Annotated in this window: 16 protein-coding genes; 13 read left to right on the top strand and 3 right to left on the bottom strand. The window is 68.5% G+C overall.

Annotated elements, in window-relative coordinates; genetic code table 11:
• Window positions 1–53 precede the first annotated feature (53 nt).
• From VFL28_07425 to VFL28_07405, 5 genes are all read left to right on the top strand, one after another.
• On the top strand, window positions 54–560 hold the full coding sequence (locus VFL28_07425; protein HET7264481.1) for a hypothetical protein: 507 nt from the start codon (window positions 54–56) through the stop codon (window positions 558–560).
• Window positions 561–762: 202 nt separating this feature from the next.
• Window positions 763–1,539, top strand: coding sequence for a hypothetical protein (locus tag VFL28_07420; GenBank protein ID HET7264480.1), 777 nt, complete (start codon window positions 763–765; stop codon window positions 1,537–1,539).
• A 37-nt stretch (window positions 1,540–1,576) separates the two neighbouring features.
• Window positions 1,577–2,077: an 8-oxo-dGTP diphosphatase gene (locus tag VFL28_07415; protein ID HET7264479.1), complete on the top strand. Its 501-nt coding sequence runs from the start codon at window positions 1,577–1,579 to the stop codon at window positions 2,075–2,077.
• Window positions 2,078–2,119: 42 nt separating this feature from the next.
• Complete coding sequence (locus VFL28_07410) at window positions 2,120–2,782, top strand: hypothetical protein (GenBank protein ID HET7264478.1); 663 nt, start codon at window positions 2,120–2,122, stop codon at window positions 2,780–2,782.
• A gap of 7 nt (window positions 2,783–2,789) precedes the next feature.
• The gene (locus VFL28_07405) at window positions 2,790–3,638 is read left to right on the top strand and encodes a DNA glycosylase (protein ID HET7264477.1); all 849 of its coding nucleotides are present in this window, start codon (window positions 2,790–2,792) and stop codon (window positions 3,636–3,638) included.
• Window positions 3,639–3,674: 36 nt separating this feature from the next.
• On the opposite strand, the gene VFL28_07400 is transcribed toward VFL28_07405, so the two are convergent.
• On the bottom strand, window positions 3,675–3,920 hold the full coding sequence (locus VFL28_07400; GenBank protein HET7264476.1) for a hypothetical protein: 246 nt from the start codon (window positions 3,918–3,920) through the stop codon (window positions 3,675–3,677).
• 278 nt (window positions 3,921–4,198) lie between these two features.
• Here VFL28_07400 and VFL28_07395 point away from each other — a divergent pair, with 278 nt between their 5' ends.
• Together VFL28_07395 and VFL28_07390 are read left to right on the top strand one after the other, a co-directional pair.
• Complete coding sequence (locus VFL28_07395; protein HET7264475.1) at window positions 4,199–4,546, top strand: luciferase family protein; 348 nt, start codon at window positions 4,199–4,201, stop codon at window positions 4,544–4,546.
• 8 nt (window positions 4,547–4,554) lie between these two features.
• On the top strand, window positions 4,555–4,893 hold the full coding sequence (locus VFL28_07390) for an NIPSNAP family protein (protein ID HET7264474.1): 339 nt from the start codon (window positions 4,555–4,557) through the stop codon (window positions 4,891–4,893).
• A gap of 35 nt (window positions 4,894–4,928) precedes the next feature.
• Here VFL28_07390 and selD read toward each other — a convergent pair whose 3' ends face one another.
• Entirely contained in the window at window positions 4,929–5,915 is a 987-nt protein-coding gene (selD, locus tag VFL28_07385) for a selenide, water dikinase SelD (GenBank protein HET7264473.1), read from the bottom strand.
• Window positions 5,916–6,029: 114 nt separating this feature from the next.
• On the opposite strand from selD, the gene VFL28_07380 reads away from it, so the two are divergent.
• Window positions 6,030–6,962, top strand: a complete 933-nt coding sequence (locus VFL28_07380; protein ID HET7264472.1) for a LysR family transcriptional regulator — start codon at window positions 6,030–6,032, stop codon at window positions 6,960–6,962.
• Between the two features lie 220 nt (window positions 6,963–7,182).
• Here the strand turns inward: VFL28_07380 and VFL28_07375 are convergent, their stop codons facing one another.
• Window positions 7,183–8,583, bottom strand: coding sequence for an FAD-binding oxidoreductase (locus VFL28_07375; GenBank protein ID HET7264471.1), 1,401 nt, complete (start codon window positions 8,581–8,583; stop codon window positions 7,183–7,185).
• A 215-nt stretch (window positions 8,584–8,798) separates the two neighbouring features.
• Here VFL28_07375 and VFL28_07370 point away from each other — a divergent pair, with 215 nt between their 5' ends.
• From VFL28_07370 to VFL28_07350, 5 genes are all read left to right on the top strand, one after another.
• Window positions 8,799–9,440 (top strand): winged helix-turn-helix transcriptional regulator, encoded by a 642-nt coding sequence (locus VFL28_07370; protein ID HET7264470.1) that lies wholly within the window; start codon window positions 8,799–8,801, stop codon window positions 9,438–9,440.
• A 334-nt stretch (window positions 9,441–9,774) separates the two neighbouring features.
• Entirely contained in the window at window positions 9,775–10,947 is a 1,173-nt protein-coding gene (locus VFL28_07365; protein HET7264469.1) for an alanine--glyoxylate aminotransferase family protein, read from the top strand.
• A gap of 158 nt (window positions 10,948–11,105) precedes the next feature.
• Window positions 11,106–12,395, top strand: a complete 1,290-nt coding sequence (gene serS / locus VFL28_07360) for a serine--tRNA ligase (GenBank protein HET7264468.1) — start codon at window positions 11,106–11,108, stop codon at window positions 12,393–12,395.
• On the top strand, window positions 12,395–13,528 hold the full coding sequence (gene solA, locus VFL28_07355) for an N-methyl-L-tryptophan oxidase (GenBank protein HET7264467.1): 1,134 nt from the start codon (window positions 12,395–12,397) through the stop codon (window positions 13,526–13,528). The genes serS and solA overlap by 1 nt, the downstream gene beginning before the upstream one ends.
• Before the next feature lie 116 nt (window positions 13,529–13,644).
• Window positions 13,645–14,073: a hypothetical protein gene (locus tag VFL28_07350; GenBank protein HET7264466.1), complete on the top strand. Its 429-nt coding sequence runs from the start codon at window positions 13,645–13,647 to the stop codon at window positions 14,071–14,073.
• The last annotated feature ends 81 nt before the right edge of the window (window positions 14,074–14,154 follow it).

Below are 14,154 nucleotides of genomic sequence, written 5' to 3'. Positions count from 1 at the left end.
GTACTCTGGGCCACCGGCCACATGATCGTTCACTAAGCAAGGGGTGAGATGACGTGAGACACTCGCGACTTGCGCTGTTGCTGCTGGTCGCTTTCGTGCTGCCGCTGCTCGCGCCGGTGTCGGCGCGCGCCGACGGGAAAGACGACCGACATCGTCGCGTCACCGAATACGCAGAAGGCAACCCCTACTGTCCGCGCCGGCCGATTGTCGTCGGGCGGGTCGTGGTGCCGGCCAGGCGGTGTTACACGCTTGCCGTCGTCCGGAACGACCGCGGCGCCTACCTTGCCTTCCTCGACCCTTCGGTCCGGCTGCGCCGGGACGAAGCGGAGCGGCTCGGCAGTCTCGACGGCCGCCGGGCGTGGAACCAGATCCTGTTTCTCGTCCCGGTCCCGCGGGACGCCCGCATCGCGATGATTCCGATGAACACCATTCGGCTCATCAGGCTACGGGAGGAAGACGACGAGGACGAGGACGGTCCGCGCCCCGCGCGGTCCGCGCTCGTCGTCATGGTCCCGGCGGCGATCCCGAACGTGTCTGCGACGATCGTGATCAATTTCTGACGCGCCGCGTTTCCGGGCGGAAGGCGGCCACCCGCGTAGGGGTGGCCGCCTCGTTTCACAAACGGATCGGGCGGCGCGGCATGAGACGGACAAATCGGGGGAAAACGCCTGGGGACGGGAACCTGTCCGTCGACTTCGGCGTTTCCCTCATCACGGTGAGGATCCAAGCCGGGTCCTGCCGGTGTTCGGAGGTGACCAGATCGTGCGACGTAGCGGAGTTGAGATTCTTCTGGCGGCGGCGGTGGTGCTGGCCGTGGCCGCCGGCGGTGGGGCACAGCCGGCCGGCATCCATGTCGGCAGCGTCGTGCTCGCCCATGGGGTCAAGCAGACGAGCGTCTTCGGACAGGGCGATGTCACGCCCCTCGATTCCGGGACGAACTTCGTCACGACGGACCTCCCCTACGCCATCGTCAAGGTAACGTCGGCGCCCGCCGACACGCCGGTGCTCCTCCGGCTGATCGATCCGACCGGCGTGGCCTACTCGATCGAGGCGCGCACGCCGAAGCGGCGCGATACGAAACCGTGGCAGTCGTTCCAGTTTGCGGCGCCCCTCTACATTCTGGGGACCGACCTCGAGTCGCGCACCGGCACCTGGCACTTCCAGGTGCTGATGAACAACCAAATCCAAAACGACACGGTGTTTGAGTGGCAGCCGGCGAGCGCCCTCACTCTCGGCAACATCAAGTCGGCCGTCGACGCGTCACCGCTGCAGGCCGATCTGCACTGGCGTTACGGCGCGGCGCTCGCGCTCTTCAACCACGACGCGGACGCGATCTCGCAGCTCAAGAACGCGATCCAGCTCGACCAGAAATACGCGCTGTACCACATCACGCTCGGTCGGATCTATGAGCGCCAGGGGCGGAAGGCCGACGCGCTGAACGAGTTCCAGGCGGCACTCGGGATCCACGGGAGCTTCTACGACCCGGTGTTTCAGAGCTGGGCGCAGGAGCACGTCAACCACCTGAAGGCGTCGCGATAGCGCCGCGGGCGGCGCCGCCAATCGATCGCGCGGAGGGATAGCCGCGAACGGCCGGGGGGCTCGACCCGTCGAAATCCGCACGCTCTGCTTCATCCGCGACGGCGACCGCGTGCTGCTACAGCGCAAGCGGCGGGGGATCAACAAAGGGCTCTTCAACGCACCGGGCGGCAAGGTCGAGCCGGGCGAGGATCCGTACGACGGCTGCCTGCGGGAGGTCCGAGAGGAGACGGGCCTCGATCTGCCGCATGCGCGTCTGCGGGCGATCGTGACGGTGAACGCCCGCGACACCGGCACGCAGTGGTTTCTCTTCACGTTCGTCGCGGACCGTCCGGCGGGCGAGCCCGGCCCCATCGCCGACGACGAGGGCGAGCTGCGCTGGGTGCGGATCACCGAGATCACGGACCTGCCGGTCGTGTCCGACATTCCGCTGCTCCTGCCGCACCTGTGGTCCGGGGAGTCCGGGGTGCTCATGGCCAGGATCGACTGCGCGAACGACGAAGCCGACAGCAGGATCGCCTCCCGGCTGCTGATGAGTTAGGCGGCGCCAGGATTCGTTCCGCCCGAAGCCAAACAGTCTCCTGTGCCTGAACAGGTCCTCGTGGTGCCCCGCGCGCGGCTCTTTCCCAACGGAGGCTTCTACGGCTTCAAGCGGGAGGGGTTGTCCGATTTCCTCACCGCGATCGCCGGCCACGCGTTCTTCGCGCGGCGCGATCAGGTCGAAGACGACCCGTCACTCAAGCAGATCATCCCCTACACCGTCGTCCGGCACGACGCCCGGATCTTCCTCGTCGGGCGCACGCGCCGCGGCTCGGAGACGCGGCTTCGCGAGAAACTGTCGATCGGACTCGGCGGCCACATCAATCCCGTAGACAATCAGCCCGATCTCTTCCCCGGCGGGGCGGGCGAGACCGCGATCGACGCCGGCGCGCGGGCGAACGAAGGCGAGTCGGCGGGAACGCTCGTCGACGCCGCGATGGCACGGGAGCTCGCGGAGGAAGTCGCCCTTCCCGTCGGCTGGCGTGCCCGGCCCGTCGGCGTGCTGAACGACGACGTCGAGCCCGTGGGGCGCGTGCACTTCGGACTCGTCTACGTCGCCGATGTCCCCTCCCCCGACGTCCGCGTCCGCGAAACGACGAAGCTGACCGGCGCGTTCGCGACGATGCCGGAGGTCAGAGACGCCTACCCCCGCCTCGAGTCCTGGTCCCAATTCATCCTCGACGGGGTGGACCTGCTGGAGGCCTAACCTGGCGGTGCTCCTTGCGGACACCGGCGGCGTCGATCTCCGCCGCACGCTCGACTCGGGCCAAGCGTTCCGATGGCGGTGGCAGGACGCCGCGCGGCCCACGGCCGCGGGCGTCGTCGGCCGGCGCGTCGTGTGGCTGTCTCAGGACGGTCGGGGCATCCGCCTGGAATCGCCCGACACGCCGGAGATGCGCGGCACGATCCGCCGCTATCTCGGGGTCCTGCCGCGCCGCGCGCATCCTCGCCGGGTCGAAGCCGCGCTTGCCGCGGATCCCGTCCTCGCCCGCGTGCTGCCGCACACCGCGGGCATCTCGCTGCTCGCCCAGGATCCATGGGAGGTCCTGATCTCCTTCATCGTCTCGCAGAACAACAACATCCCGAAGATTATGCGGTCGATCGAGCGCCTCGCGCGCGCGCTCGGGGAGCCGCTCGAGGACGAGGCGTTCGCGTTTCCCTCGCCGGAGCGCCTGGCCTCCGCGTCCACGCGCACGCTGGCCGCCTGCGCGCTCGGCTACCGGATTCCCTACGTCCGCGCGGCGGCGCGACGGGTGGCCGAGGGCCGGCTCAGCCTCGCGGCGTTATCGCGGTCGGATCACGCGAGCGCGCGGTCGGCGTTGCTCGAAATCCCCGGCGTCGGCGAAAAGGTCGGCGACTGCATTCTGCTCTTTGGCCTCGGCCACGGCACCGCGTTTCCGGTCGACGTCTGGGTACGCCGCGCCGTCGAGCGTTTGTATTTTCGCGGGCGGCCGCGGCGGCTGCGCGAGATACAGGCGTTTGCGCGGGAGCGGTTCGGCCCGCTGGCCGGGTACGCGCAGCAGCACCTCTTCGCGTACGCGCGAGCCCACCTCGGCACATGAGGTCGCCGAGCGTACTCGCATGAAGAGGTGCCGCCCCTAGCGGTCGCCCTGCCCCCGGCCGCCGTCGCCGGAGCCGGACGATACGGCCTCTCGAACGAGGTCCGCGACGAATTCGTGCGGGAGCCGCCCGGTCTCTCTCGCCAACTCGCGGTAATGCTCGATCACGCCGTGCGGAAGCCCCAAGGCGTGGAGCAGCCCGAGCGACGCCTCAAATTGTTCGCGGTTCCAGACACCGGCCGGCGACGTATCGCGCCGTTCCGGAAACCGCCGAGATTCCCGCATGGTTATAGAGTACTCGACCCATGGGGGCTGTCCATCGGGCGGAGCACGTAGATTTGGCACGGGAAGGCACTAGACATCCGGCCCGCGCAAGATGGCCACGGTTTCGCCGCAACTTCCGTGTAGAGCTGGGGCACGTTGCGCCGAAGCACGCCTGCGCAATCGTTCCGCGGCGGTGAGCGCCTGTCCGCTGGGACAGGCGCCCGCCCGGCCGGCGGGCCGATGACCGCGGGCGATCCGCGTCGTAGCCTGGAGGCGGAAGATTCCAGAAGGAGGCTCCGATGGCTATTCACGGCGCGGGCAACGCCATCAAGGCCGCGGTGGCCGCCTGGGACGGCGTCACCGCCCGGCCGCACCGGTTCGGCGGGACCGAATTCCGCCTCGACAGCCGGGAGATCGGCCACGTGCACGGCGACGCGCTCGTCGACATCCCGTTTCCGACGAAGGTGCGCAACGAGATCGTCTCGGCGGGGCAGGCGCAGCCGCACCACGTCCTGCCCGCAAGCGGATGGGTGAGCTTCTACATCCGCGGGCCGGAGGACGTCGGTCGCGCGATTGCGCTCCTGCGGCGGTCCTACGAGATCGCGCTTACCGCGCGGTCCCGAGCGCGGACCGCGCGACCGGCGTGAGGCGGTCGGTGATCCATCAGCTGCGGATCTACGAGATCTTCGAGCGGAACAAACCCGCCTTCCATGCGCGGTTCCGGAACCATGCGGCCCGGATCATGCGACGGCACGGCTTCGACATCCTCGCGATGTGGGAGACGAGCACGGCGCGGCGGACGGAGTTCGTCTATCTCCTCGCGTGGCCGGACGAGGCAACGAAGACCGCGGCGTGGGGCGCGTTCATGGCGGACGGCGAATGGAAAGAGATCAAGCGGGCGACCGGCGCGGAGCACGGCGATCTGGTCGGAGAGATCGAAGACCGCGTGCTCGTCCCGGTCGAGTACTCGCCGCGCACGCTCGCCCCGTCGTAGCCGGCCGACCCGGCAACCGCAAAATCAGAGCCGCCTCAGGCGACGACTGTGATCTCCCCACCGCCCGGTCCGGTGATCTCGCCGACCACCGCGGCCACGGCCTGACCGCCGCGGCGCAACGCGCCGACCAGTCCCTCCGCACGGGCTTCGGGAATCGCGATCAGGAGGCCGCCGGAGGTCTGCGCGTCACAGAGCAGGATCTGCGCATCCTCCCCGACCCCGTCCCAGAAGACGGCGCCCTGCAGCGATTCGCGGTTCCGCTGCGTCCCGCCGGGGATCGCGCGGGCCTTCACGAGCGGCCACGCGGCCTCGAGGATCGGTACGTCACGCAGCCGGATGCGCGCCGTCACGCCGGAACCGCGCGTCATCTCGGCGAGGTGCCCCAGGAGGCCGAACCCCGTGATGTCGGTCGCCGCGGAGACACCGGCCTCGATCATCGCGTCCGCGGCCGACCGGTTGAGCGTCGCCATGATCCGGATCGCTTCGTCGATCGCCGCCTCGTCCGTCTTGCCCTGCTTGAGCGCGGTCGTGATGATGCCGAGCCCGAGCGGCTTCGTGAGGACGAGGCGGTCGCCGGGCTTGGCCGCGGCGTTGGTGATGACGCGATTCGGATGCACGAACCCCGTCACCGCCAGGCCGTACTTCGGCTCCGGGTCGTCGATCGTATGGCCGCCGATGATCGTGACGCCCGCCTCGGCGCACTTATCGGCGCCGCCGCGCAGGATCTCGCCCAGCACGTCGAGGGACAGCTTGTTCTGCGGAAAGCCGGCGAAGTTGAGGGCCAGACGCGGACGGCCGCCCATCGCGTAGACGTCGCTCAGCGCGTTGGCCGCCGCGATCGCCCCGAACCAGTACGGATCGTCGACGATCGGCGTAAAGATGTCGACCGTCTGGACCAGCGCCAGGTCGGGTCCAAGGCGGAACACGCCGGCGTCGTCCGCGGTACCGGTGCCCACGAGGACGTCGGGATCGGTGATCGGTGGCAGGTGGCGCAGAACCTGCGCCAAGTCCGTCGGACTCAGCTTGGACGCTCAGCCCGCGCAGGCCACCATACTGGTGAGGCGAATGCGCTCCCGATCGGTCATGCGTTCATTGTAGCATTCGACCGTGACTGTTATAGTAGCGCCTAAGGCGCCATGGCGATCAACGTCCACCTGCTGAAGATCTTTCACGCGGTCGCGCGGTCCGGCAGCTTCTCGCGCGCCGCGTCGGAGCTTGCGATCAGCCAGCCGTCGGTCAGCATCCAGGTCGGCGAGTTGGAGCGCCAGCTCGGGGTGGAGCTGTTCGAGCCGGCCGGGAAATCGGTGCGCCTGACCGAGGCCGGACGGGTCTGCTTCGATTACGCCGGCCGGATCCTCGCTCTCATGTCCGAGGCGCAGCGCGCGATGAACGAGGCCAAGGACTTGGGGCTCGGTCGCCTCCTGATCGGCGCGACGCGGACCCCCGGCACCTACATCCTGCCGGCCATCCTCGGCCGGCTGAAGCAGGAGCATCCGCGGCTCGAGATCGCTCTGCGGATCGACGAATCGCGAAAAATCCACGAGATGGTGCGGCGCCAGGAGCTGGATCTCGCGGTCACCGGCCGGCGCCTCGCGCTGCCGGACCTCGAAGCCGTCCGCATCGCCGACGACGAGATCGTCCTCGTGGTCGCGGCGTCCCACCGCCTCGCGGACGTGTCCGAGGTGGCCGTGTCGGATCTGTCGCGCGAGCCGTTCGTCATGCGGGAACCCGGCTCGGGCAGCCGGGAGTTGGTCGACGACGCGCTGCACCGCGCGGGCGTCTACGTCACGCCGGCGCTCGAGCTCGAGGGTGTGGACGCCGTCAAACAGGCGGTCGCCGCCAACCTCGGGGTCGCGATGCTCTCGCGGTGCGCGGTCGACCTGGAGGTCTCCTCGGGGCGCCTGCGCATCGTGGCGGTGCGGAACTTCACGGTCGAGCGCACGATCTGGCTCGTCCGGCACCGCGAGCGGCAGCTGCCGCGGGCGGCGCAGGCGTTTGTCGCGCTCGTCACCCCGCCGGCGGGACTTCAGACGGCCGCCGGCGCACCGCACCCGGGGGACACGGCCTAAGGCCGGCAGTTATACGGCCTTAGGCTGTCCGGATCCGCCCTCTCTGACCTCGCAGTTCGGCTAGCGGCGCGGCAGGTGCTCAACCCGCGGCGTCGGCGGCGCTGCGGCCAAGGCTCGGACGTCGACGCCCCGATCAAGATTCCGAGCAGTCCAACCCACGTAAACAGTCCCATCTTGCTCTGATCCCGTGCGTGCCGAACCGCCAACAGCCCCTACAAGGTTAGCTCTTACGTGGCGCGACGTTCTTGTTCACCCGAAAGAAATTCGTCGGATCCCATTTCGTTTTGACCCGAACAAGGCGATCGTAGTTCGCGCCGTAGGCGTTGCGGACGCGCTCGTCGCCTTCGTCCTCGGTCTGGAAGTTGATGTAGGTGCCGCCGGTCGAGAAGCGCCGCATGTCGCGCCAGGCCGCGCGCGCCCATTCGATATTGGCCGCGTCATCTTCACGCCGCTCCCAGGACGCGGCCACGTTCAACACGACGCGGGCATTGCGATTGCCCACAGCGGAGTGATCCTCCGACAACCGCTGGACGGCGCCGTCGGTCGGGAAGAGAATGACGGCCGAGTGGGGCGACTGAACGCGCGCAGCATGCTCGACGATTTTCGTCAGGAACTCCGACGAAAGACCGCCCAGGTACTCGGATTTCCAGTAGTACCGGCGCCCCTTGGGCTGGGTCGCATCGAGCAGGGTCTGCTGCGTCACGTATGGCCGGCGCTGCACGATGTCCCCCACCGGCCTTCCGAACGCCTTGATTGGCGCAACGATCCGCTCGCCATCCGCGGCCGTGCCCGAATGGCAGACAGCGAGCGCTATGATCGCCTCACCATGGATAGCCTTGGGCAGCCAGGGGGCCGGCGGCGCCTTCCGCATGAGAGCGACGGACGTCAGTTCGGGCGGGGCCTGCTCCTGCAACGTTCGATACATCCCGAGTACGTCGGCCGCGTCCTCAGCGCGCCAGGCAATCATGCCCCCGACGATCTCCGGGCCGACGGGACAGAGTCGATATTCGAAGTCGGTGACCACGCCGAGGTTGCCACCGCCGCCTCGAAGCCCCCAGAACAAGTCGGGATTGTGTTCCTCGCTCGCGCGCACTAACCGTCCGTCCGCCGTCGCGACGGTCATGGAGACCAGAGTGTCGGAGGTCCACCCGAGGCGTCGCGTGAGGTACCCGAAGCCACCGCCCAGGGTCAGTCCCGCGACGCCTGTGCTCGAGACGAAACCGAGCCCTGCCGCGAGGCCCCGGAGTTGAGTCTCCCGGTCAACGTCCCCGAGGAGGCAGCCGGGTTGAACGTGGGCGGTGTGTGCGGACATATCTACGAACACACCGCGCATCAAGGACATGTCAAGCATCAACCCGCCATCGGACACCGCGAGCCCCGCAATGTTGTGGCCGCCGCCTTTAACCGACAAGGCAATGCCGCGTTCGCGGGCGAATTCGATGCCCGCAAGGATGTCGGCCGTCCCGAGACAACGGACGATCGCCGCGGGCCGGCGATCGATCACGGCGTTCCACAGCGACCGCGCATCGTCGTAGCCAGCCTGGGCGGGAAGCAGCAACGCCCCCCGCAGGCGGGCTTTCAAGTCACCGACAGCCTTGGCGTTCTCAGCAAGATCGACCATGTCGGATTGCCTCCTCCCGTTCATATCCGACGGCGGCATCCGCCCGGGCGGTTGATCCACCGCCGCGGGCCGCATTGCGTCGTGGCCCAGTCTACGCCGAACGGCCCGTCGAGGGAAGTACAAAAAAAGGACCGGCCGGGGCAAACCCTATATGCTACGCTTCGAACATGGGGACGTACGGGCAATACTGTCCGATTGCCAAGGGCGCTGAAATAATGGCGGAGCGCTGGACGCCGCTGATCATCCGCGACATCATGTTCGGCACCCACCGGTTCAATGATATCGAACGCGGCCTGCCGGGGATTTCACGGTCGCTGCTCGCGGCGCGGCTGCGACAGTTGATGCGAGCCCGCGTGCTCGAGAAGCGTGCGGCGCCCAACGGCGGACACGGCGGGTATCATCTCACGCCCGCCGGGGAGGAACTCGGCCGGGTCGTGGTTCGACTCGGCGAATGGGCTGCGTATTGGGCATTCGGAGAGCCGGACCCCAAAGAACGCGACCCGATGCTTCTCCTGTGGTGGATGCACGGACGCATTCATCGCCAACTCCTGCCGCCGCAACGTGTGGTCGTGCGGTTCGACTTCCGTCACGCAAGCAGACGCCACGTGTGGCTCGTCTTGGAGAAAAGCGATGTCTCGGTGTGCCCGACGGACCCCGGCTTCGATACCGACCTCATTGTGACGGCGGACATCGTGACGCTGTATCGCGTCTGGCTGGGCCGCGCCGCGTTGGTTGACGCGCTCAAGGAAGGCACCGTAGAAATCGACGGTCCCCCATCGCTTGCCCGCGCGTTTCCGCGCTGGCTGCAGTGGAGTCCCGTCGCGGACGCGGTGCGCGCGGCCCAGCAACGTATCTGACCTACACCAGTTTCTATGGTGCGGAATTTACAGTAACGCCTTAACCGGCACGGCCATCGGCGCCGCCAGGCCGTGCCCAGCTAGGCCAATGCCGCGAGGTGGCGCACGGCGCCGCGGTAACCCAGGCGCGCGAGGTTCCCGCTTGGGCCTCGATGTCCTGGGAAACTAAACCGCGGTTGCCGCCCCCATCGCGGTCTGCTAAGATGCAGAAAACCTACGCGGGGCGCCGGCAGAGAGCAGTGGCACCGCGAGCGCTCTCGCCTCCTTACGGCGGGAGCGCTGTCGTTTGTCGGCGCAGCGCTCGTTGGACATAACATAATGAAGGGGGACACCGATGACCCATCCGTCGGACGCCAACCTGCTCATTCCCGGGCCCACGCCGCTGCCGCCCGAAGTGCTCGAAGCGATGAACCGGCAGATGACCAACCACCGCGGCCCGGTCTTCGGCGCGATCATGCGCGAGGTGCTCGACGGACTCCGTGAGGTGTATCAGACCCGCCACGACATCCTCACGTTCGTCGCCTCCGGCACCGGCGGACTCGAGGCCTCGATCGTCAACCTCTTCTCGCCGGGGGACCGCATCCTGTCGGTCAGCAACGGCTCGTTCTGCGAGCGGTGGGCCGAGATGGCCGAGCGGTACGGCGCCAAGGTCGACCGGATCGCCGCGCCCTGGGGGCAGCGGGTGCCGGTCGCGGAGGTCGCCGCGCGCCTCGCCGGCGACACGGGCCGGGAGTACCGCGCCGTGTTCGTGACCCAGAGCGAGACGAGCACCGGGGTCCACAACGACGTCCGCGCGGTTCGCGAGGCGATGGGCGGCCACCCGGCGCTCCTCATGGTCGACGCGATCAGCGGCCTCGGCGCGATCCCCCTCGAGACCGACGCGTGGGGCGTCGACGTGGCCGTGACCGCCTCCCAGAAGGCGCTGATGAGCCCGCCGGGACTGGCGTTCCTGAGCGTGAGCGACCGCGCGTGGGCGGTCGCGGAGCGCAGCGCCACTCCCCGTTTTTACTTCGACTTCACGCGCGCCCGGAGCGCCGCGCGCATGGAGAATCCGTCGACGCCGTTCACGACGGCGGTGTCGGTCGCGTACGCGGTGCAGGCGGCGGTGCGCCTCATCCGCCGGGAAGGCCTGCAGAACGTCTTTGCCCGCCACCGCCGCATGGCGCGCCTCGTGCGCAGCGGGGTGCGCGGCATGGGCCTGGAGCCGTTCGTCGATGACGCCTCGGCCGTGGACACGGTAACGACGGTGCGGATGCCGCGGGGCATCGACGGCAAGAAAGTCGTCGCGCACGCGCGGGACCGGTACCAGGTCCTCATCGGCGCCGGCATCGGCAAGCTCGAACACGACATCATCCGGATCGGCCACCTCGGCTACACGAAGCCGGAGTGGCTGCTCGCGGGGCTCGAGGCGTTCGGCAAGACGCTCGGCGATCTCGGGCATCCGGTGCGGACCGAAGACGGGCTCCGCGCCGCGCAGGACGTGCTCAAGGCGGGCGCCGTAAGCTAGCCATGCGCGTGCTCGTCGCCGACGGGCTCGCCGGCGAGGGCCGCGAGCGCCTCTCGGCCGCCTCGACGGGGCCGGGCACCTGGGCGTGATCCCGCGCGGGAGTGGGCGGCGACGGCATCACCGCGGTACGCGCGCGACCCAGTTGGGGGCGTGAGACCGTGATCAACCTTCGTTGGATTCGGGAACAGCCGGACGAGATCAAAGCGGCGATCCGGCGCAAGGGCGCCGATCCGAGCCTGGTCGACGCGGTCCTCGAGGCCGACCGCCGGCGCCGTGACACGCTGCAGCGCGTCGAGTCGCTGCGCGCCGAGCAGAACCGGGCCTCGCAGGAGATCCCCCGCCTCACCGGCCCGGTGCGCGAGGCGCGCATCGCGGAGATGAAGCGCATCGCCACCGAACTTCGCGCGACCGAGCCCGACCTCGCCGCGGCCGACGCGGCGCTCGAGGCCGCGGCGCGGCGCATTCCGAACCCGCCGCACCCGGAAGTCCCGGACGGCGGCCCGGAGGCCAGCGTCACGCTCCGGACCTTCGGCGAACCGCCCAGCCCGCCGTTCGAGATGCGGGACCACGTCGACCTCGGGACGCGCCTCGACATGCTGGACATCGAGCGCGCGGCGAAGATTTCCGGAACGCGCTTCGTCCTGCTGCGGCGCGACGGGGCGCTCTTGGAGATGGCCCTGTTCCGCTACGCGATCGACCGTCTGGCGGGGGAAGGCTTCGTCCCGGTGATCCCGCCGGTGCTGGTGAAGCGCGACGCCGTGCTGGGCACGATGGGGGGCGGCGGCCTCGACGAGCAGATGGTCTACCGGATCGAGGGCGACGACCTGGCGCTCGCCGGCACCTCGGAAGTCGCGCTCGGGTCGATGATGGGCGGCGAGGTCCTCGACGAGGACGCGCTCCCGATGCGGCTCGTCGGCATCTCGTCCTGCTTCCGCCGCGAGGCCGGCGCGCACGGCAGGGACACCCGCGGGATGTTCCGGCTGCACCAGTTCGACAAGGTGGAGATGTTCTCGTTCTGCCACCCCGACAAGTCCTGGGACGAGCACGCGTACCTGCTCTCCCAGCAGGAAGCGCTGTGGCAGGCCCTCGGCCTTCCCTACCGGGTGGTCGACATCGCGGCCGGGGATCTCGGCGACCCCGCGGCGCGCAAATACGACATCGAGACCTGGATGCCCGGCCGCGGCGGCTACGCCGAAACGCAATCGTGCAGCAACTGCACCGATTTCCAGGCGCGGCGCCTGAACGTACGCATGCGGTCACGCGGGCAGCGCGGCCTGGAGTACGTGCATACGCTCAACGGCACCGCGGTCGCGGCCACGCGCGCGATCATCGCGGTCATGGAAAACTTCCAGCAGGCCGACGGCAGCATCAGGATCCCGCCGGTCCTGCGGGGTTACATGGGCGGCCGCACCGAGATCACGCCGCCGCAGGCGCCGGTGCAGCGCTGATGCGGCGCTACGATGCGATCGTCATCGGCGTCGGCGGCATGGGAAGCGCCGCCGTCTACCACCTGGCGCGCCGCGGCAAGACGGTCCTCGGCCTCGAGCAGTTCGACATCCCGCACGACCGGGGCTCGTCGCACGGCACCAACCGCATCATCCGGCTGGCGTACTGGGAGCACCCGTCCTACGTGCCGCTCCTGCGGCGGGCGTACGAGTTGTGGCGCGAACTGGAGAACCGCGCGCGGGAGCGCCTCCTGATCGTCACGGGCGGCATCGACGCCGGCCCGGAAGACTCGCCGACTGTGAAGGGATCGCTGCTCTCCTGCGACGTCCACCATTTGCCGCACGAAACCCTGACCGCGGCGGAGCTGCACGGGCGTTTTCCCGGCTACCGCCTCGCGAGTGACATGGTCGCGGTGTACCAGCCGGACGGCGGCTTTGTCATGTCGGAGCGCGCGATCGTCGCGCACGTGATGGCCGCGCAGGCGCTCGGCGCCGAGGTGCGCGCGCGCGAGCCGGTCCTGGACTGGGAGCCGGAGCGGGACGGGGTGCGTGTGAGCACCCCGCAGGGCACGTACGCGGCCGATCGGCTGGTGATTACCGCGGGCCCGTGGGCCGCCCGCCTCGTGCCCCAACTCGCGAAGACCGCGGTCCCGGAACGGCAGGTGCTGCTGTGGGCACAGCCGCTCAAGCCCGAGCTCTTTCAGCTCGCGACGTTTCCGGTGTTCAACATGGAGAGCCGCGAGGGCCGGTTTTACGGCTTCCCCGTCTACCACACGCCGGGCTTCAAGATCGGCAAGTACCACCACCGTCTCGAGCACACCGACGCGGACGCCGTCGACCGCGAGATCCACGCCGAGGACGAAGCGGTTCTGCGCGACGGCATCCGCCGCTACTTCCCGGACGCCGACGGCCCGACGATGGCGATGACGACCTGCCTCTTCACGAACAGCCCGGACGAGCACTTCATCCTCGACCGCCACCCGGAGCACCAGAACGTCGCGATCGCCGCCGGGTTCTCCGGCCACGGCTACAAGTTCTGCAGCGTGGTCGGCGAGATCATGGCCGATCTGGCGCTCGACGGCCGAAGCCCGTTCGATCTCAGTCTGTTTGCGATCGGGCGATTCGCCGCAACTTAGGGCAACAATATACTTGCCTCACCCGTCGGGAGGCGGTATCCTAGACCATGGATGCGCTCCCGCACCTTGCGCATTCGTGGCTCCTGGCTCCCCCAGGGCGGGGGTACTTCGCGGTGATGGCTGACTACACGCATGAGTTCTACGCGGACGACAGCGGCTCTCGGCGGGACACGCTGACGCTTAGCGCGTCGGGATTTCTTGCGCCTGTCGAACGCTGGAACGAGTTCAAGCTCAAGTGGAATCAAGTGAAGAATGAGTTCGGCATCTCGGGGCCGTTTCACGCGCACTTGTTCGCCACATGCAAGGGCGAGTTCGAGGTCTTCAAGGGCAAAGCGAACGAGCAGCGCCGATTCATTCGCAAACTGATTCAAGTCTTGCGCGATCATGCGGTGTATGGCGCTGCTGCTTCCGTCGTCTTGTCGGACTACAAGGCCGTCAATGACATCTATCTACTGGACGACGCCTACGGCGGACCGTACCCATTGTGTGCGCGCGCCTTGCCATCATGTGGGTCGATAAATGGACGGAGCAACATCCCGAGGTAAAAGTGAAATTCATCTTCGAGGACGGAGCACACGGCAACGATGCGCTGTTTCGTGTCATGCACGAGGAAGGGCGCGGATCGG

It is taken from the genome of bacterium (genome assembly GCA_035691305.1).
Classification (GTDB): domain Bacteria; phylum Sysuimicrobiota; class Sysuimicrobiia; order Sysuimicrobiales; family Segetimicrobiaceae; genus DASSJF01.
The sequence above is the reverse complement of the archived record's forward strand: the minus strand, read 5'-3'. Positions and strand labels throughout refer to the sequence as shown.

Bases quoted from the DNA above. Each gene is read 5' to 3' on its own strand.
- VFL28_07400 (HET7264476.1), bottom strand. From the start codon at position 3,920: ATGCGGGAATCTCGGCGGTTTCCGGAACGGCGCGATACGTCGCCGGCC.
- VFL28_07395 (HET7264475.1), top strand. From the start codon at position 4,199: ATGGCTATTCACGGCGCGGGCAACGCCATCAAGGCCGCGGTGGCCGCC.
- VFL28_07380 (HET7264472.1), top strand. From the start codon at position 6,030: ATGGCGATCAACGTCCACCTGCTGAAGATCTTTCACGCGGTCGCGCGG.
- VFL28_07375 (HET7264471.1), bottom strand. From the start codon at position 8,583: ATGGTCGATCTTGCTGAGAACGCCAAGGCTGTCGGTGACTTGAAAGCC.
- VFL28_07370 (HET7264470.1), top strand. From the start codon at position 8,799: ATGGCGGAGCGCTGGACGCCGCTGATCATCCGCGACATCATGTTCGGC.
- VFL28_07365 (HET7264469.1), top strand. From the start codon at position 9,775: ATGACCCATCCGTCGGACGCCAACCTGCTCATTCCCGGGCCCACGCCG.
- solA (HET7264467.1), top strand. From the start codon at position 12,395: ATGCGGCGCTACGATGCGATCGTCATCGGCGTCGGCGGCATGGGAAGC.
- VFL28_07350 (HET7264466.1), top strand. From the start codon at position 13,645: ATGGCTGACTACACGCATGAGTTCTACGCGGACGACAGCGGCTCTCGG.